11 protein-coding genes and 2 riboswitches are annotated in these 17,811 nt (G+C 60.1%); of the genes, 3 read left to right on the forward strand and 8 right to left on the reverse strand.

The window, feature by feature from the left end; genetic code table 11:
- Window positions 1-58: 58 nt before the first annotated feature.
- Window positions 59-997, reverse strand: coding sequence for a hypothetical protein (locus QQL64_RS07720; protein ID WP_284397802.1), 939 nt, complete (start codon window positions 995-997; stop codon window positions 59-61).
- 631 nt (window positions 998-1,628) lie between these two features.
- Window positions 1,629-2,048, reverse strand: a complete 420-nt coding sequence (locus QQL64_RS07725; protein WP_284397804.1) for a VOC family protein — start codon at window positions 2,046-2,048, stop codon at window positions 1,629-1,631.
- 130 nt (window positions 2,049-2,178) lie between these two features.
- Window positions 2,179-2,262: riboswitch (glycine riboswitch) on the forward strand.
- Between the two features lie 3 nt (window positions 2,263-2,265).
- Window positions 2,266-2,344: riboswitch (glycine riboswitch) on the forward strand.
- Between the two features lie 46 nt (window positions 2,345-2,390).
- Here QQL64_RS07725 and gcvP point away from each other — a divergent pair.
- Window positions 2,391-5,261, forward strand: coding sequence for an aminomethyl-transferring glycine dehydrogenase (gene gcvP, locus QQL64_RS07730; protein ID WP_284397808.1), 2,871 nt, complete (start codon window positions 2,391-2,393; stop codon window positions 5,259-5,261).
- A 125-nt stretch (window positions 5,262-5,386) separates the two neighbouring features.
- Here the strand turns inward: gcvP and QQL64_RS07735 are convergent, their stop codons facing one another.
- A complete protein-coding gene (locus QQL64_RS07735) occupies window positions 5,387-6,655 on the reverse strand; it encodes a glycerate kinase type-2 family protein (RefSeq protein ID WP_284397809.1) in 1,269 nt (422 codons plus the stop codon).
- A gap of 27 nt (window positions 6,656-6,682) precedes the next feature.
- Window positions 6,683-8,005, reverse strand: a complete 1,323-nt coding sequence (locus QQL64_RS07740; RefSeq protein ID WP_284397812.1) for an MFS transporter — start codon at window positions 8,003-8,005, stop codon at window positions 6,683-6,685.
- 168 nt (window positions 8,006-8,173) lie between these two features.
- Here QQL64_RS07740 and QQL64_RS07745 point away from each other — a divergent pair, with 168 nt between their 5' ends.
- A complete protein-coding gene (locus QQL64_RS07745) occupies window positions 8,174-9,325 on the forward strand; it encodes a sugar diacid recognition domain-containing protein (RefSeq protein WP_284397815.1) in 1,152 nt (383 codons plus the stop codon).
- A 51-nt stretch (window positions 9,326-9,376) separates the two neighbouring features.
- Entirely contained in the window at window positions 9,377-10,531 is a 1,155-nt protein-coding gene (locus QQL64_RS07750; RefSeq protein WP_284397818.1) for a YncE family protein, read from the forward strand.
- On the opposite strand, the gene QQL64_RS07755 is transcribed toward QQL64_RS07750, so the two are convergent.
- From QQL64_RS07755 to QQL64_RS07770, 4 genes are all read right to left on the reverse strand, one after another.
- Window positions 10,528-12,567 carry a M48 family metallopeptidase gene (locus tag QQL64_RS07755; RefSeq protein WP_284397823.1) on the reverse strand — a complete coding sequence of 680 codons (2,040 nt, stop codon included), beginning with the start codon at window positions 12,565-12,567 and terminating at the stop codon, window positions 10,528-10,530. The genes QQL64_RS07750 and QQL64_RS07755 overlap by 4 nt on opposite strands.
- 53 nt (window positions 12,568-12,620) lie before the next feature.
- Window positions 12,621-13,208 carry a LemA family protein gene (locus tag QQL64_RS07760; protein ID WP_284397826.1) on the reverse strand — a complete coding sequence of 196 codons (588 nt, stop codon included), beginning with the start codon at window positions 13,206-13,208 and terminating at the stop codon, window positions 12,621-12,623.
- A 153-nt stretch (window positions 13,209-13,361) separates the two neighbouring features.
- Window positions 13,362-16,010 carry a M1 family metallopeptidase gene (locus QQL64_RS07765; RefSeq protein ID WP_284397829.1) on the reverse strand — a complete coding sequence of 883 codons (2,649 nt, stop codon included), beginning with the start codon at window positions 16,008-16,010 and terminating at the stop codon, window positions 13,362-13,364.
- Window positions 16,011-16,209: 199 nt separating this feature from the next.
- Window positions 16,210-17,739, reverse strand: a complete 1,530-nt coding sequence (locus QQL64_RS07770; protein WP_284397831.1) for a GGDEF domain-containing protein — start codon at window positions 17,737-17,739, stop codon at window positions 16,210-16,212.
- Window positions 17,740-17,811: the final 72 nt, after the last annotated feature.

Genomic DNA, 17,811 nt, shown 5'->3' on the forward strand with positions numbered 1-17,811 from the left:
CACCCTCATCCGCCCGTTGGGCACCTTCTCCCAAGGGGAGAAGGGAAAAGCCGGCGCATCAACGCGCCGCCAACCTCGCCTGCACTTCGGCGTAGATGCGCGCACGCTTGGCGGAAAACCAGCCCAGCACACCGGTGATCGGTATCGGCAAAATGGCCGATGAACGTGACGCTTGAGCGATGCGTTGCAAGTGTGCGCAGTGGAAATCGGAGAAGGCCTGCGCCAATTCGGGTGTGTGGAACGGCGTTTTCACGTATTCGTCCATCACCGCACCGAGCGTGGCGGCGGCTCTACGCGCGATCTCGACATTGGCATGCACCACCGTCGAGTTGCCGTGTGGAACGTTGTAGGCAGCCTCGATCGCATGCGCCAATTGCCGGAACTCCGTGGCATGCAGGGGCCGACACGTAATCGGCGCTTTGGCGCGCGACAGCAACCAGGTTTGATCGACGCGTGCCAGCGCACCCGAATCGTTCCGGGCAATATCAAGCGCGTCGCTATAGCTATACGCAAACTCGCCCATCAGTTCGATGGCGAGCTCTTCCCGCACCATGGGGATGGCGCGTCGCACGCCATTGCGCCCATACCAGCGTATGTATTCGGGCGTAACCTGGTGAAAGCTGCCACGCGGCGGCGGCACGAACAGCCGATCTTCCGCATCGCTCTGCAGGACCGGATGCACCGCCTTCATACCCGACGCGCGCGCGGCAAGCACGCGATCCAACAAGACTTCCGCGGTGACTAATTGATGGTGGTACTCGCCGAAAAGACTGTCGTCGTCGACATTGGCGAAATAGACAAAGCGGATGTGACGGATCACGCGCGCCGCACGCCGAGCCCGCTTTGCGGGATCGCTGAAGCGACGCTTCCACGCATGCAACCGGGCGCCCAGGCCGGGCGTAGCAACCGCTGGCCGCACGGCGTGCAGGCCATGCGCCGACGGCAGATCGGTAAGCAACGCCCCTACTTCGCGATCGGAGACCGACGCGGTAGCCATGACTGGGTCGTCATCGAACGACCGCTCTGAAAGTTCTGATTCACACACACCGACACCCTCAAACGACAAGCGTGCGCGGCGTTATCCATCGCCATGCGCAACGCATCGAAGAATCGCCTTGAATCCTTGGCAAAGAGAGCGCCTCGGCAGCGCGGCGTACCTGTTCGGCCTGCATGGCCGCACGCACCCGCGCACGCGCGGAGCATGTGCTCCACCGCGTTGCGGGCGACGTCGCGAATACCTTCGCTGTCAATAGATCCGCCGGTGGGGGCCGGCTGAACCTTCAATCTCCTTGACCGCACCAGAAGCAGCCATACGCGCACTGCATCAGCGCACGTGGGGATCACACATCCATCTAGTAGCTGTCGTGAAGTCCGACGCGAATGCCGAGGGGGAATCGTTCGCGGGACTGCACACGCTCATGCATCGAGATCGCCGAACCGGCGAATCGCACATAAGCGCCCTGGGGGGAACGCCCATTATAACGATTGCATCGATACAAACGTTAAATTCGTGACCTATGACACATGTTTTTTTCAAACAACGGTTTGACAGAACGCCATTCCCGTGGGCGCGAACGACCGTCTAACCCCATCGCCCCTGCGAAGCTTCGGGGTTCGCTGACGTCGCTTCAATGCGCAGGCGGCCCCTTCAGCTCGACCATGTTTCCTTGCGGATCAAAGAGATAAATGGACGGCCCCTCGCCCTTGGCGCCGTAGCGGCTGCCGACATCGCCGACATGTACGCCGCGCTCCTTGAGATAAGCGACGATGGCCGCCTCGTCGTAACCCTCCACGCTCAGGCACAAGTGATCCATGTTGTGCCCTTCCGTGCCGGGACCGGCGCCACCATGACGGCCGAGCTTGCTGTCGAGACTCACCAGGTCGATCAACGATGCGCCGGCGCGTAGTTGCACCAGGCCGATCTCGTCTTGCCGCCGCTCTACCGTGCATCCCAGCACATCGCAGTAGAACGCCAGCATGGTGGGAACGTCATAGACACGCAGGACAAGGTGGTCCAGCTGTTCGATGCGAAAAGGTGGTTTGTTCATGCTTTTATTGCTTGCCACCCCGGCATAGGCCTGAATGGCGATGGGCGGGCTTTGGGGAGCCTGAGGCTACTCCAGCCCACATGAAAACGGCAGTGCGCAACCCCATGTAACAGGTATAATTGATCTCTTGATGTACATGGTGGGAGAAGCGGGGAAACCCGCTGCCGAAGGCGCAACGCCCGTAATCGCTCAGGCTCCATACCGCCGTGAACCAAGACTCTGGAGAGACCGGTTAGATCCGGCGCCGAAGGGGCACGAAGCGCACCGCTTCTAAACTCTCAGGCAAAAGGACAGAGGGGCGCCCCGCGTGCGGCCTGCACGCGTTCTTCGGACGCCCATGCCATGAGTCAGAAAAACACCCCTTCGCTACGCGAACTCGAGCACCATCACGCCTTTATCGAACGCCACATCGGCCCGAACGATGCCGAGATCGCGCAGATGCTGCAGGTGATCGGTCATGGTTCGCTGGAAGCGATGACCGATGCCATCGTGCCGGGCCAGATCAAGTCCAAGCAGCCGCTGGCGCTGCCGGCAAGCATCACCGAGGAAGAAGCGCTGGCGAAGATCCGCACCATCGCACGCAAGAACAAGGTGTTCAAAAACTTTATCGGCCAGGGTTACTACGGCACGCTCACGCCGAACGTCATCCTGCGCAACATTCTTGAGAATCCGGCGTGGTACACGGCCTATACACCGTATCAAGCCGAAATCTCGCAAGGCCGCATGGAAGCGCTGATCAACTTCCAGACCATGGTGGCGGACCTGACGGGCATGGATATTTCCAATGCCTCGCTGCTCGACGAAGCCACCGCCGCGGGCGAAGCGATGACGCTGGCCAAGCGCTCGGCCAAATCCAAATCCAACGTGTTCTTCGTCGCCAACGACGTGCACCCGCAAACGCTGGAAGTGCTGCACACGCGCGCCGACGGCATCGGCATCGAACTGCATATCGGCGACGCCGCGGACGCTATCAAGGTCGACAGCTTCGGCGTGCTGCTGCAGTACCCCAACACCTTCGGCCAGATTCACGACTATCGCGCGGTCGCAGAAGCCGTGCATGCGCGCGGCGGCATCGTCGCCGTCGCCACCGACCTGCTCGCGCTGACGCTGATCGCTTCGCCGGGTTCGTGGGGTGCGGATATCGTGATCGGCAACAGCCAGCGTTTCGGCGTGCCGTTCGGTTTCGGCGGCCCGCATGCTGCGTACCTCGCCTGCCGCGATGCGTACAAGCGTTCCATGCCGGGTCGTTTGATCGGCGTGTCGGTGGATGCGGAAGGCAAGCCGGCGTATCGCCTTACTCTGCAGACACGCGAACAGCACATCCGCCGCGAGAAGGCCACGTCCAACATCTGTACCGCGCAGGTGCTGCTGGCGGTGATGGCGAGCATGTACGCCGTTTATCACGGTCCGGAAGGCCTTGCTCGCATCGCGCGCCGCACGCATCGCCTCGCCGCGATTCTCGCGTCGGCACTACGCAGTGCCGGCATGACGGTCGGCAACGACTTCTTCGACACCTTGCACGTCACCAACGTCGACGCCGATGCGATTCATGCCAAGGCCACCGGCCGCGGCATCAACTTGCGCCAGATCCACGGCCAGAGCGTGGGCATCAGCCTGGATGAAACCACCACGCGCGCCGACGTGCTGGCACTGGCCGATCTGTTCAGCGCCGACATCGGCGATATCGACGAACTGGATGCGGCCACGCACGATGCCATGCCGGCCGCATTGCTGCGCAAGACACCGTTCCTGCAGCATCCGGTGTTCAACACGCATCACAGCGAACACGAACTGCTGCGCTACATGCGCTCGCTGGCTGACAAGGATCTGGCGATGGATCGCACCATGATCCCGCTGGGCAGCTGCACCATGAAGCTCAACGCCACCGCCGAAATGATTCCGGTGACGTGGCCGGAATTCGGCGCCATGCATCCGCTGGCACCCGCCGATCAGACCCAAGGCTACAAGCAGCTGATCGAAGAACTCGAAGCGATGCTGGTGGAATGCACCGGTTACGATGCGGTGAGCCTGCAGCCGAACTCCGGCGCGCAGGGCGAATACGCGGGCCTGCTCGCCATTCGCGCCTATCACCGCTCGCGCGGCGAAGACCGACGCGATATCTGCCTGATTCCCGAATCCGCGCACGGTACCAACCCTGCTTCCGCGCAGATGTGTGGCATGACCGTGGTGGTCACCAAGTGCGACAGCAACGGCAACGTCGATGTCGAAGACATCCGCATCAAAGCCGAGAAGTACGCCGACCGCCTCGCTGCGCTGATGATCACCTACCCTTCCACGCATGGCGTGTTTGAGGAAGACATCGTCAAGATCTGCGAGATCGTGCACGCTCACGGCGGCCAGGTGTACACCGACGGCGCCAACATGAATGCGCTGGTCGGCCTCGCCAAGCCGGGCAAGTGGGGCTCGGACGTCTCGCACCTCAACCTGCACAAGACCTTCTGCATTCCGCACGGCGGTGGCGGCCCGGGCGTGGGTCCGTGCGCCGTGAAGTCGCACCTCGCGCCGTTCCTGCCCCGCACGCTCGGCGGCGAAGGCAACGTCGGCATGGTGAGCGCCGCCAGCTTCGGCAGCGCCAGCATCCTGCCGATCTCGTGGATGTACGTCACGCTGATGGGTCAGCAAGGCCTGCGCAAAGCGACACAGGTCGCGTTGCTCAACGCCAACTACATCGCCAAGCGCCTGGCGTCGCATTACGAAACGCTCTACACCGGCCGCAACGGGCTGGTCGCGCATGAATGCATCCTCGACCTGCGCCCGCTCAAGGACAGCACCGGTATCAGCGCCGAAGACGTCGCCAAGCGCCTCATCGACTTCGGCTTCCACGCGCCGACGCTCAGCTTCCCGGTGGCTGGCACGCTGATGGTCGAGCCGACCGAAAGCGAATCGATGCACGAGCTGGATCGTTTCATCGACGCGATGATCCAGATCCGCGACGAAATCCGCGCCATCGAAGACGGTCGTCTGGATCGCGAAGACAACCCGCTCAAGAACGCGCCGCACACCGCCACCATGGTGACGGGCACCGAGTGGACCCACGCCTATCCGCGCGAACTCGCCGCCTTCCCGCTGCCCAGCCTGAAGCTGCAGAAGTACTGGTCGCCGGTGGCACGCGTGGACAATGTCTACGGCGACAAGAACGTCATGTGCGCGTGCATTCCGATCGATGCGTACAAGGAAGAAGCCGAGGTGTAAGCGTTTCGGCTTTTACTCCCCCTGCAAATATGAGGAGGAGTTCAAAGTGCAAAAGGCCCCGCTTGGCGGGGCCTTTTTTTATAAGTCGCGCATCGTGCTTATGGCGAACTTGTCAGATCAGCGGGTTAGTTCGTAATCAAGATGGCCCGAAAGTCGTTGACATTGGTTCGGGTCGGCCCTGTCACCAGCGAATCGCCAAGCGCGAGGAACAAACTGTGCGCATCGTTATTGGAGAGACTGTGTTGCGGGGATATGCCTAACGCCCGGGCGCGCGTCAAAGAGTCGGGCGCTAAATAGGCTCCAGCAATTTCCTCCATGCCATCGACGCCATCCGTATCCCCCGCGAGCGCATAAACGCCGTCTTCGCCGCTCAGAGTCATGCCAAGCGCGAGCAGGAATTCCACATTGCGTCCACCACGGCCATGACCGCGCACGGTCACCGTCGTCTCGCCACCGCTTAGCAAGACGCAGGGAGCGTCGAAGGGCTGAGCATGGGCGGCTACCTGATGAGCGATGCCGGCCATGACTTTGCCGACCTCGGCGGCTTCGCCTTCGATCCTGTCACTGAGAATGTGGGGCGTGAAGCCTGCGGCGTGGGCCACGCGCGCGGCCGCCTCCAGGGCAAGCTGCGGTGTCGCAATAACATGGGTTTCGATGGAGGCCAGGCGCGCGTCGTCGGATTTGATGGATTCGCCAGATCCGCTTTCCAGCACCTGCCTGACATGCGCGGGCAGTTTGATCCCGTAGCGATCGACAATGGCGAGTGCGTCCTCGCACGTTGTTGTGTCGCTCACCGTCGGTCCAGAGGCAACGTCCATAGGTCTATCACCCGGTACATCGGAAATGATCAGTGTCACCACCTTGGCGGGATGGCACGCTGCCGCCAATCGCCCGCCCTTGATCGACGACAGATGGCGACGGACGCAATTCATTTCGCTGATCGTGGCCCCTGAACGAAGTAGCGCGCGATTGACTTCCTGTTTGTCTTCCAGCGTGATGCCGGGCAGCGGCAAAGCAAGCAAGGAAGAGCCTCCGCCGGAAAACAGGCAAAGAACGGTATCGTCGGCACTTAACGCGCTGACGAGCTCAAGCATTCTGCCCGCCGTGGCAAGCCCCGTGGCATCGGGTACCGGATGTGCGGCTTCGACGATTTCTATCCGTTGACATGGCACCGCATAGCCGTAGCGAGTGACCACCAGTCCAGAAAGCGGTCCATTCCAATGATCCTCGACCGCTCGTGCCATCGCCGCGGACCCTTTACCCGCACCAATCACGATCAGCCGGCCCCGAGGCGCCTCTGGAAGATATCGCGGAACACAATGCGCAGGCTGTGCAGCCTCGACGGCGGCAGCAAACATCTGTTCCAGTAGCTGGCGCTGGGGGGAAAGCTTCATCTTCAACCTCGCGTACCACGTTTATTTTTAGCGATTGACGACGTGCGCCCGCATCCTCAGTACCAATACGGCGCCCACGAACATCACGCCCGACAAGATGTAAAGCGCCACATCGGTGCTGTGGGTTGCGTCCTTGATCCAACCCACGAGGTAGGGGCTGACAAATCCCGCCACCTGGCCCAGCGAGTTGATAAGTGCCAAGCCACCTGCTGCCGCGGTACGACCAAGCAAGGTGGTCGGTAAAGGCCAGAACAGGGCTAATCCGGTAAGCGCTCCCATCGTCGCCAGCGTCAGTCCGACGATGGCCAGTGCGGGGTGGCCGGTGGCTTGCGCCGATAGCGTCAAACCGCATACACCCATAAGCAACGGAGCGCTGACGTGCCAACGGCGCTCCTTCCTTGCGTCGGCCGAACGCCCCATCACGATCATGAAGATGCAAGCAAAGAGATAAGGAATCGCGCTGAGCCAGCCGACCGTGACCGGACTTTGAAACCCCAGTGCCTTGATGATCGACGGCAGCCAAAAATTAATGGCATAGACACCCGCCTGGATGCAGAAATAAATCAGTCCCAGCAGCCAAACATTGGCATCGCGCAACATGCTGGAAAAAGACGCCGAGTACCGTCCAGCGGCCTGCCTGCTGCGTTCGTCCTCGTCGAGCGCCAGCTGCAATTGGCGCTTCTCTTCCTGATTCAGCCAACGCGCCTGGGCAATGCTGTCATTGAGCAGAAAAAAGGCGGCAATACCAAGCAGCGTCGTTGGCAGGCCCTGCAGCAGGAATAGCCATTGCCAGGCAGCCAATCCTCCTTGTCCGGCGGAAAAGTGCTGCAACATCCATCCCGAAAGCGGCCCGCCCAGCACGCCGGAAATAGGAATGGCCGACATGAACAGGCTCATGACTCGACCGCGGCGCGCTGCCGGATACCAGCGGGTGAAGTACAAAACAATGCCTGGAAAAAAGCCCGCTTCAAAGGCGCCGGTGAGAAAGCGCAACACGTAAAACTCCATGGGCGTGGTGACCACCAAAAGGCTTGCCGACGCCAGGCCCCAAATGAACATCAAGACACCAATGACTCGACGGGCGCCGATCTTGTGGAGCAGCAAGTTGCTCGGCACACCGCTCAATACATAGCCAATGAAAAATATGCCTGCACCGAAGCCATAAATGGAGTCGCTCCATTGCAATGCATCGAGCATTTGCAATTTGGCGAAACCGACATTCACCCGATCCAGATAATTGAACAGATAACAGACAAAAATGAACGGGATCAGATGCAAAGTCACTTTGCCATAGGCCCTTTCTAAGACGTTCGTCACCGGTGCCGCGTCATGCGGAGTCGTAGCAGTCATGTCTTCTCGTGTAACGCGCTCAATGGGTTGCGCGATGGCAAAGACCACAAATTAGCGGGGTCGGCCGTCGTCACGCATCATGCCGATGCCTAACTATTCGCAACATTTTCCCCGCATTTTTAGTGCATCTGCCCTATGCTGACTCCATCGTCAACACGGTGACAGATCATGCCTGCCCTTGAATCTCGACTGGCCAAGGAAATTGTCGAACGGACGATGAAAATTATTCCGTTTAACGTCAACGTCATGGATGCCGGCGGGGTGATCATCGGCAGCGGCGAGGCTTCGAGAATCGGCGAGGTACATGCCGGCGCTCAACTCGTACTAGTCCGACATAGCACCGTCGAAATCGACCGAGAAACCAGCTCTGCGCTTGGTGAAGCCAAGCCAGGTGTCAACCTCCCTTTGACCGTGCGCGGAAAGATTTGCGGTGTAGTGGGACTAACCGGTGACCCGAGTGCGGTGCGTCAGTTTGGCGAGCTCGTTCGCGTTACCGCGGAGATGATTCTTGAGCAAGCGCAACTAACTGCAGAATTACAACGGGAACGGCGGTATCGGGAGGAATTCGTTCTCCAGCTGATCAAAGACGACAGCATCTTGAAAACGGACTTGGAAGCATGGGCGGTAAGGCTAGGCGTCAACTTTCAGCGCCCGCGTGCGGTGATCGTGCTCGATCTTATTGACCAAAGTCTTCGCCCTGACATGGCGTTAATCGAAATGCAGCGTTGCCAGGCACAACTGGCAATACATCGGCCTGATCTGCTCACAGCAGCAATTTCCCATCGTGAACTGATCATGCTTGAAATATTTGACGACAGTCGCAGCGGAACAGCTAGAGCAGCATTGTCGCGCCAGCGCCTAAATGCACTGGACGCCATTTTGCGTGAAACCCTGGGGACGCCTTCAGCGCTATCGATGGGCGTGGCTTTGACCGGTATTGATGGCGTCGCACAGTCGTACCAGAGTGCGCAAAGAACGTTTCGCGTAGGACGGAAGCGAAGCCCCCGAGAGCACCTCTTTTCTTTTTATGACCTCAACTTGCCGGTTCTTCTTTCAGGTCTCGAGTCAGGCTGGCAAGCCGAGCAATTGCGCCAACCATTACAACGGCTCAATGCATTCGATAAGCGAGAGGGAACATTGCGGCAAACGCTTACCGTGTGGTTCGCTCAAAACGGCCACCCCGTCGCGACGGCAAAAGCCCTGCGCATCCATCGCAATACGCTAGATTATCGACTGCGCAAGATAAGCGAACTCAGTGGACTCGACTTGGCAAGCATCGAAGGCCAGCTGCTGCTTTATGCGGCACTTCAGCTCGAGTGATGTGTGCGTCGCTATGTTTTCAAGCCACCGAACTGCCATCCAAGGATGTGTATGAAACTACTGCTTATGACCTTCGCCATCGGATTGCTGGCCATGGCCATGCCGCAAACACTTTTGGCGTCCTCATGCACGGCCCCCTCCATATCCACGACCGTAGACTTGCCCGCCGCTCCGTTCCAGGCCATAGCGAGTCCGGACGATTGCTGGCTGTTTGTGTCGATGGCGATCTCGGAAAACCGTGGCGCGGTGGCGGTGCTGCGCAACCAGGACGGAATAGTCAAGCTGGATCATCGCGTCGAACTCAAAGGCGCCGGGTTCGGCGAAGCACTGACCCATGATGGCGCGCTGCTAGTCGTCACCACCGATAACGGCATTGCCGTCTTGGACGTAGGCAAATTGGAACGCAACGACAGCGACGCGCTGCTCGGCACCCTTAGCAGCGACGCGCACGCCGGCTCGGTCTATGCGGCCGTCAGCCTGGATGATCGCCGGCTTTTCGTCAGCGAGGAATACGCGCGCAATATCAGCGTCTGGGATCTCGACAAAGCACGGCAAAAGGAATTCGGCGCCAGTGCGTTGATCGGACACATTCCCACGGCCACCGCCCCTGTTGGGCTGGCCCTGTCGCCCGATGGACATTGGCTGTTCGCGACAAGCGAGACCATGCCACCGACTATGCATATGCCCGCCGACTGCAAGGCAGAAGGCCCCAACGGCCACCCGCACGCGCAAGGCCTTTTGCTTCGCATCGACGCCGACAAAGCGCTAAGCGATCCCGTTCACGCCGTGGTGGCGGCCACGCCGGCCGGCTGCAATCCGGTTCGCGTCGCGCTGTCGCCATCGGGCAAAACGGTGTGGATCACGGCACGCGGCGATGACGCCTTGCTCAGGTTGCAGACAGACGAACTGCAAGCGGGCACTCACGATATCCATGTCTCGAAATTCCCGATCGGGCCAAGCCCGATAGGCGTGGCGGTCCGGCCCGACGGAGCCCAGGTATGGGTGGCGATTTCGGATCGTTTCTCCAAAGGCGGTGGCGGTCGTCTCGCCGGATTCACGAATATCGACAGCGTTACGCCAACGAGCGTGCTGTCTGCACCTGCCCCCGGCTTTCCGCGCGAAGTCACCTTCTTACGTGACGGACATACGCTGATAGCAACGCTCTTCACGGCCAAACAGGTGACACTGATCCCGACGTCACGCTAGGCAGCGCTAACCTCTGCTTGCGGTGGCACCGGGCAATGCAAGCTGGCGCAGATCACGCGCAACAGCTCCGATTCGGTGGGTGTAACGACACCGTCGGCCTGGATGGCGCTTAGCAAGCTTTGGATCACGATTTCCTTGGCCGCCGGCATCAAACCGTCCAGGTCGGCCAGTGCGCGATCGAGCGATTCCTGCCAATCGAACGGCAAGGTCTGCCACGTGAACGTGGCGCCCGGGAATGCCTGATCCATCGCCAGCAGCCACGCTCGGCGCGCAGCGGCATCGTCGTCGCTGCCGTAGACGGCTACTACCGCGCAGACCAGCAGCACGCTGTCGCGGCATGTGGGAAGCTTCTTTTGTCCGTCGATGGGTGCGCGCTTCGGCTGCAGCGCTTCCAGCAGATGCATGCGCAGCAGGCGCGCCAGACAATAATCGTCGAGATCGACCTGCGGATCGACGCGCACCACCGCGTCCAACGTATCCAGCAGCGTTTGCAGACGCCCCGGCGGCAACGACTTGAGTGCGGGGAACGAAAGCGATACGAGCGGCATGCGCAACGAAGCCGGCAAGGTCGCTTCGTCAGCCTGAAGTTTTCCGACGGTGAATTGCACGTCGTCGCCGAAAGCATTGGCGATCAGTCGACATTGCCGCTGCCGCAGATCCTCGTGCGCCGACATCGCCAACGCCAAGGTGAGCGCAAGCGCCGATTCGGGTTGCTTGGCAGCGTCCGTCAGGCTGGCGGGGATGCTTTGTTGCAAGGCACCTGCGTGCTCGAACGTTCCCGGTTTGGGCTCGGCTGTCGCGGTTGCAGTCGCAGTTACAGTTGCGTTCGTCGCAGTGGCAGTCGCAGCGATGGTTGCCGCAATGATCGGTGCAGTGGCCACTTGCGTAGCTACCGCCGCCGGATCCCCATGCCCCGGCCATTCCAAAGGAGGCAGTGACTTGGGCGATTTGTCCGAAGTATCGGTAGCAGAATCGACCGCGGCATCCGTATTGCTGTCCGGAGGTACCGCACGCATCGACGCTTCCACCTTCGCCAGCTCCGTTTCGCGGAACCACGGTTCCAGCGTGCGGATGCGCTTCATCAATGGTGGATGCGTGGCGTACCAATCATTGAATTCGTCGACATCGCCGAACATCATGTGCGCGACTTCGTGCCTGTTCGCTACTTGCAACTGCGAGCCGCCTTCGACCACCGCAATTTTCTTCAGTGCACCGGCAATACCGGACGTCTGACGGGTGAACTGCACGGCGCAAGCGTCGGCCAAGGATTCGCGCTCACGCGCCACCGCCGCCTGAATCAGCCTTCCGAAGAAATATCCGATGGATCCGATGGCGAGGATCGTGAGGCCAATCGAGAAACCGAAAACCCTTCTTCCCGCTTCGCCATCGTTATCGTCGCTCGTCGAAACGGAAGCGCCCGACCAGGTGAGCTGTCGACCGATCACCGACAGCATCATGATGCCGAACAGCAAGCCCATCAGACGGATGTTGAGGCGCATGTCGCCGTTCAACACATGGCTGAACTCATGCGCGATCACACCCTGCAGTTCATCGCGCGTCAGATGATCCAGGCTACCCTGCGTGACGCAGATCGCCGCATCGGAGGTCGAATAGCCTGCCGCGAACGCGTTGATGCCGGGCTCGTCCTGCATTACATAGATATCCGGCACGGGCGTGCCGGACGCGATGGCGACTTCTTCGATGACATTGCGCAACAGGCGCAGTTGCGGATCGTCCGTGTCGGGCGGCACAGGAACACCGCCGACGCTTTCCGCCACTGCCTTGCCGCCAGCGGAAAGGCTTTGAATACGGTACAGCGCACTGAACGCAATGACGGCAAGGACGATCAACGAAGTCCACGTCATCAATGTGCTATTCGACGGCGCCGGCCTGCCGAAGCCATGACGATGGTGGCCGAAAGTCGTCAGTACGACGACGTCCACCGCGAACACCATGGCGATCACGGCCAGCGCGAACAGCAACACCAGCATTCGGCTGCTGCCGCGAACGCGTGCCTGTTGGGCAAAGAAATCCATCAGGTCCCCCTCAGAATGGACCGGTGAGGCCTGCCATCAGCAAGCCATAGCGATCAGCTGAAAGACACCTTCGGCACTTCGCGCACCGTGCGATCTTCGATTTCCAAAGGATGTGCCGTGGTGAAGCTGAAGCTGCCCGCCACGAAGGAACCCGGGAAAACTTCGCATCGGTTGTTGTAGGTCATCACGGCGTCGTTGTACGCCTGACGCGCAAACGCAACGCGATTCTCCGTGGATGTCAGCTCTTCAGACAGCTGCATCATGGTCTGATTGGCTTTGAGATCCGGATAAGCCTCGCTCAGCGCAAACAGACGACTCAGGCTTTGGTTCAGCGCGCCTTCGCTGTCGGAGAGGTTTTGCATCGCCGACGGATCGCCCGGGTTGCCCTTGGCGTCGGCCAAACCTTTAACCGCGGTATTGCGCGCCTGGATCACCGCTTCGAGGGTCCCGCGTTCGTGTGCGAGGTACGCCTTGGCCGTTTCCACCAGGTTGGGAATCAGATCGTGACGGCGCGTCAGCTGTACATCGATTTGCGCAAAAGCATTCTTGTAACTGTTCCTGGCGGTCACCAGGCCGTTATAGATAGAAACGATATAACCGATGACCAATACGATAATGGCCAAAAAGATGAATAAGCCCATTGCAGTTCCCCCTGAGGCGTTTCCGGCGCCATGGCGGGATGAGCATAACATGCTGTTGTTGCACTAAAAGCAGACATAAAGGGTGGCGCGATCCACAGCGAAAAGGCCCCGCACGCAACGGGGCCTTTTCTGTACTTCTACCCGTTCGACTGCTTAGGCGTTCTTCTTCAGCCAGGTATCGATCTCGGGCAACCGATTCTTGCGTACCCCCATGCGGTACTGCAGGTTCGCAATCACTGTATTTGCATCGCGCCGCGACGTGGGTGCGATATGCGCTTGCGAATACGCCTGCACCTTGCCTACCGTCGCCGGTTCCAGCGAAGCATTGGCCAGGAACGGGTAATACTGGCTGCGCGAGGTCGAATCGACCAGTTTGTCCACTTGCTCGCGATGCGCAACGGCAAAGCCGAAAGCCAATTCGGGATGATGTTGGGCCACCGTGGAAATCATGTTGGCGCTATTGGTGGCACCCGGCTCGTCGGTCAACGCCAAATCGAGCGCGTGCTGGGCGAGCGCCTCATCCTTGCTGGCGGATAGCATCGCGTAGAGCTGATCCTTGATAAGCGGCGTCTGCTCCGACTTCGCTTGTGCATGTAGCTGATCCCATGTTGCCGCGTCGGCGTTGTGGGCCACCACCGCAACGATGGTCTTGCGTAACGACGCCGGCATCGCCGACGGATCGGTCGCCTGTGCAGCAAAACGACGACGTGCTTCCTTGATGATGTTGTCATCGCCCAGATTGCCCAGCGCGCCGATCAGGTCGTTCCGCAGGATGGCGACGGTGGCCGCTTCGCCGGCTTTCGGGTCCCAGCCGATGCGGTTGAATTCCGGCTCGAGCCGCCCGATGGCGAAAGCACGGAACTGCGCCTCCCTTGCGCCGGTGCCGCGGTAGTAGTCGTTCAGCGCGGACAAGGTGCTGGCGATGTTGTCCCACAGCACAGGATCAGCATCGCTCGGCGTAGCCTTGATCAGATCCAAGACCAACGATGCCGGTTGCAGGCCAGTCATACCCAGCGCCCAGGTGTCATCCATCACGCCGAGCTGATCGATCGGCGCCAGCTTGGCGTAGTTGCCACTGATCGACGCGAACGCGGCGGGTGCGTACAGCGTGCGGTAATAACCGCTCTGCCCTGCATTGACTACGACCGTGCCGCATCCCGGAACGACCAGTGAAGCCTGTCCATTCACCAGCGTGCGCGTTGGGGTGCCCCCGAGCGATTGGGCGATAACCGGTACATGCCATTTAAGCGGCGTCATATCGGGGCGATCTTTACTGAACTGTCCCTGGGTCAGCGCTAGCGTCGTGCTGCCGTTGTGACAAGTGGCGGAAGCTACGCGGATCAACGGCACGCCGGCTTGCACAGTGAAGTCATGCGCAATGGTGGTGACGGGTTTGTCGGTCACGGTTTCCATCGCGTGCCACAAATCGTCGGACACCGTGTTGCCGTAAGCGTGATCCTTGATATAGCGCCGCACGCCGTCGCGCCAGGTATCCGCGCCTACGTAATTCTCGAGCATGCGGATCACCGACTCGCCCTTGGAATAGGTGATGGCATCGAACGCCTGGTTGGCCTGCTCGACCGTTTCCACGTGCTGCACCACCGGATGTGATGTAGCCACAGCGTCGAGGCTCATGGCGGCTTCGCGGATATCGACCGTGTACAGCTGCACGTTCCATTCCGGATGCAGCTTCTCAGTGGTGCGGGTTGCCATCCACGAGGCGAAGCCTTCATTGAGCCACAGGTCGTCCCACCAGCGCATCGTCACTAGATCGCCGAACCATTGGTGTGCCATCTCATGCGCTTCGTCGCCGAACACCCCTTCCTTGTCCGCCTGCGTAGAGATCGAGGGGTCGAGCAGCATCGCGTATTCGAAGGTGAAGATCGCACCCCAGTTTTCCATCGCTGCAAAGAACTGGCTGCTGCCCGGCGAAGCGATGTTGTCGAGCTTGGGCAGCGGATATGGCGTGCCGAAGTAATCGTTGTACTCGTGCAAGATAGTCTTGGCCGAATCCAGCGCAAAACTGGCTTGCGACGACAATCCCTTTTGCGTCACCACACCAATCTCGGTGCCGTCGGAATTGGTGGTTACGCGATCGAAATCGCCCGCACCGAAGAAAAGCAGATAGGTAGACATCTTCGGCGACGGCTGGAAGTGCACGCGCGTGAGGCCATTACCCAGATCGGTCTTCTGCGCGGCGGGCATGTTGCTCACCGCCATTTGGCCGGTAGGCACCGTCGCCGTCAGATCGAACGTCGCTTTGTACGCCGGTTCATCCCACGACGGAATGAAACGTCGCGCATCGGAATTCTCGAACTGCGTATACAACGCGCGCTTATGACCCGCCTTGGTGTCATAGTCGATCACGAACAAGCCGTTGGCCTGGGTATCGATCTTGCCGGTGTAATCCATGGTCAGGCGATAACTGCCGACCGGCAACGGTTTGGCGAACGTGAAAGTGGCTGTCTGCGCATTGGAGTCGACGGATACCTTCGGGGTACCGAAACTCGCTTGCCCCGAAACCGGTGCCAGGCTCACCGACGAAAACTTTAGGTCGATCGCATTGAGCGTGATGCTCGCCGTAGGCCGCAGTACATCGATCGCTACCGTTACCTTGCCATCGAAGCTCAGCGTATCGACATGCGGCGTCACCGCCACGTCGTAATGCGTAGGCCGCACGCTGCGCGGCAACTGCGTGGTGCCGATGATCTCGGTCGTTGCAGCCGACTGAGCTATCGCCGCGCCGCTTGTCAATGCGCCGATCAGTGCAACAGTTATCGCGGAAAACAAAATGGTGCGCATAACATCCCCTACCGTTTGGTGACCGGCATCGCCGATAGATAAGCAAGCATCGCGTGTATGTGTTCCAGCGAATGACCGAATAGTGCGTCGCAAACGGGCAGCCAGATACCCCCGGAAGTCATGGCTATCCCATCGCGGACAGCAAAAAGGCCCCTTATCCGGGGCCTTTCCAAGGTAGTTTCAGCTACCGCCTAGACGGTTAGAACGGCAGAGCACTATCCGTTGCACCCACACCGCGCAACGCAGCGGGCGCATCTGATTTCATATCGTCGGCCACCTCGTAACGGTTCCTGCCGTTGCTCTTCGCGCGATAAAGAGCACGATCGGCATCTTCCAGCAACGCAACGGGATCGATCGACGTGTCGTGTGTCTGCGTAGCGATACCGATACTCACCGTGACATGTCCCTGCGGGCAACGCGGATGCACAATCTGCAAGCGCTCGATGGTGGCAATGAGCCGCTTCGCCACTTCAAGCGCGGCTTCGGCGGAAGTATCAGCCAACACCACCACAAATTCCTCGCCGCCGTAACGGGCCACCAGATCCCGCGCACGCAGCTGACTACTGCTGAGCGCGCAAGCCACTTTGACCAGGCAGGCGTCGCCGGCAATGTGCCCAAGGCTGTCGTTGTACTGCTTGAAGAAATCGATATCGATCATCAGCAGCGAACAGTAGCTTCCCGTACGCAGCCCCTCTTCCAGCACTTCCTGCAAGCGCGTATCGAGTGCTGCGCGATTAGCGATACCCGTCAGAGGGTCGCGTCCCACCTGCTGCTGCAGGCGATGCGTAGTCTGGTCGATGGCGCGCTGCATATCCAGGTTGCGGCTTTGGATGAAGGCCACGCGCAGCCCATAGAAAATCACCGACACGGATGCCGCCAATACACCCGGAATGAAACTGATGCGCGACACGCTGATCCCAAGCATCAGAATGATCAGCGACAACATGATGGGAGCGAACGATACGATCGTCTGCGACGTCGCGAGCGAAGGATGATAAGCGCGAAGGAAACGCGGCGGCTGGCGCATAGTGACGATCGCCAAACACGCGTATGGAATATCGACCAACGACCCGGCCCACCACGGCAGACCTTGCATTTCGACACGGTTGTAGACCGCCGCCACGATGGCGTTCACCAACACGTAGGTGGCTGCCGCGAAATAGAAGAAGCGCCAGCGAAAACCGCGTGCACCGAGCAGGCGCAAAATCGCCATGGCCGCCAGCGAGAAATCGACGGCATCGGCGTGATGGATGATCAAGTAGATGCTGGATGGATCCGACGCCAACGGACCGCTTATGATCTGCGTCACCAGTCGATACAGCAGCACCGCGACCAGGCAGGACAGAATCAGGTCCAGCATCACCACCACGCGCGGCTCGTTCTGCACGAACGACCGCGCCACCATGAACATGCACGGGATCATGTACAGCCCGGAGAACACCACGCCCAGCGCCGTGAGATAACCGCCGACATCGCCCACCACGACAGCCAGCAAGTTCGTGGCCGCCCACAATATCTGCATGAACGCCGCTATGGCGAGCAACAGCCATGGCGACCGGATCAGCGGCGGACTGCGCCGCCAGCGCACGACGACCGCCCCCACCGCCACGCCCTGCACGGCAATCACAACAAGCTGCGGCAGGACACCCTGCGCTTGCCCCACATGGTAGGCAAGGGCCAAATGAGCAACCAACAACGCTGCGAGCAACCCAATCCAACGCAAGGACATCGCCCCCTAAGTCAGAATGAAACGTGCGACGCGGCAATCATGGACGAACTGCGTCACATAGTATCGGACAGG

Origin of the sequence: Dyella lipolytica (genome assembly GCF_030160075.1) — a bacterium.
Lineage (GTDB): Bacteria > Pseudomonadota > Gammaproteobacteria > Xanthomonadales > Rhodanobacteraceae > Dyella_B > Dyella_B lipolytica.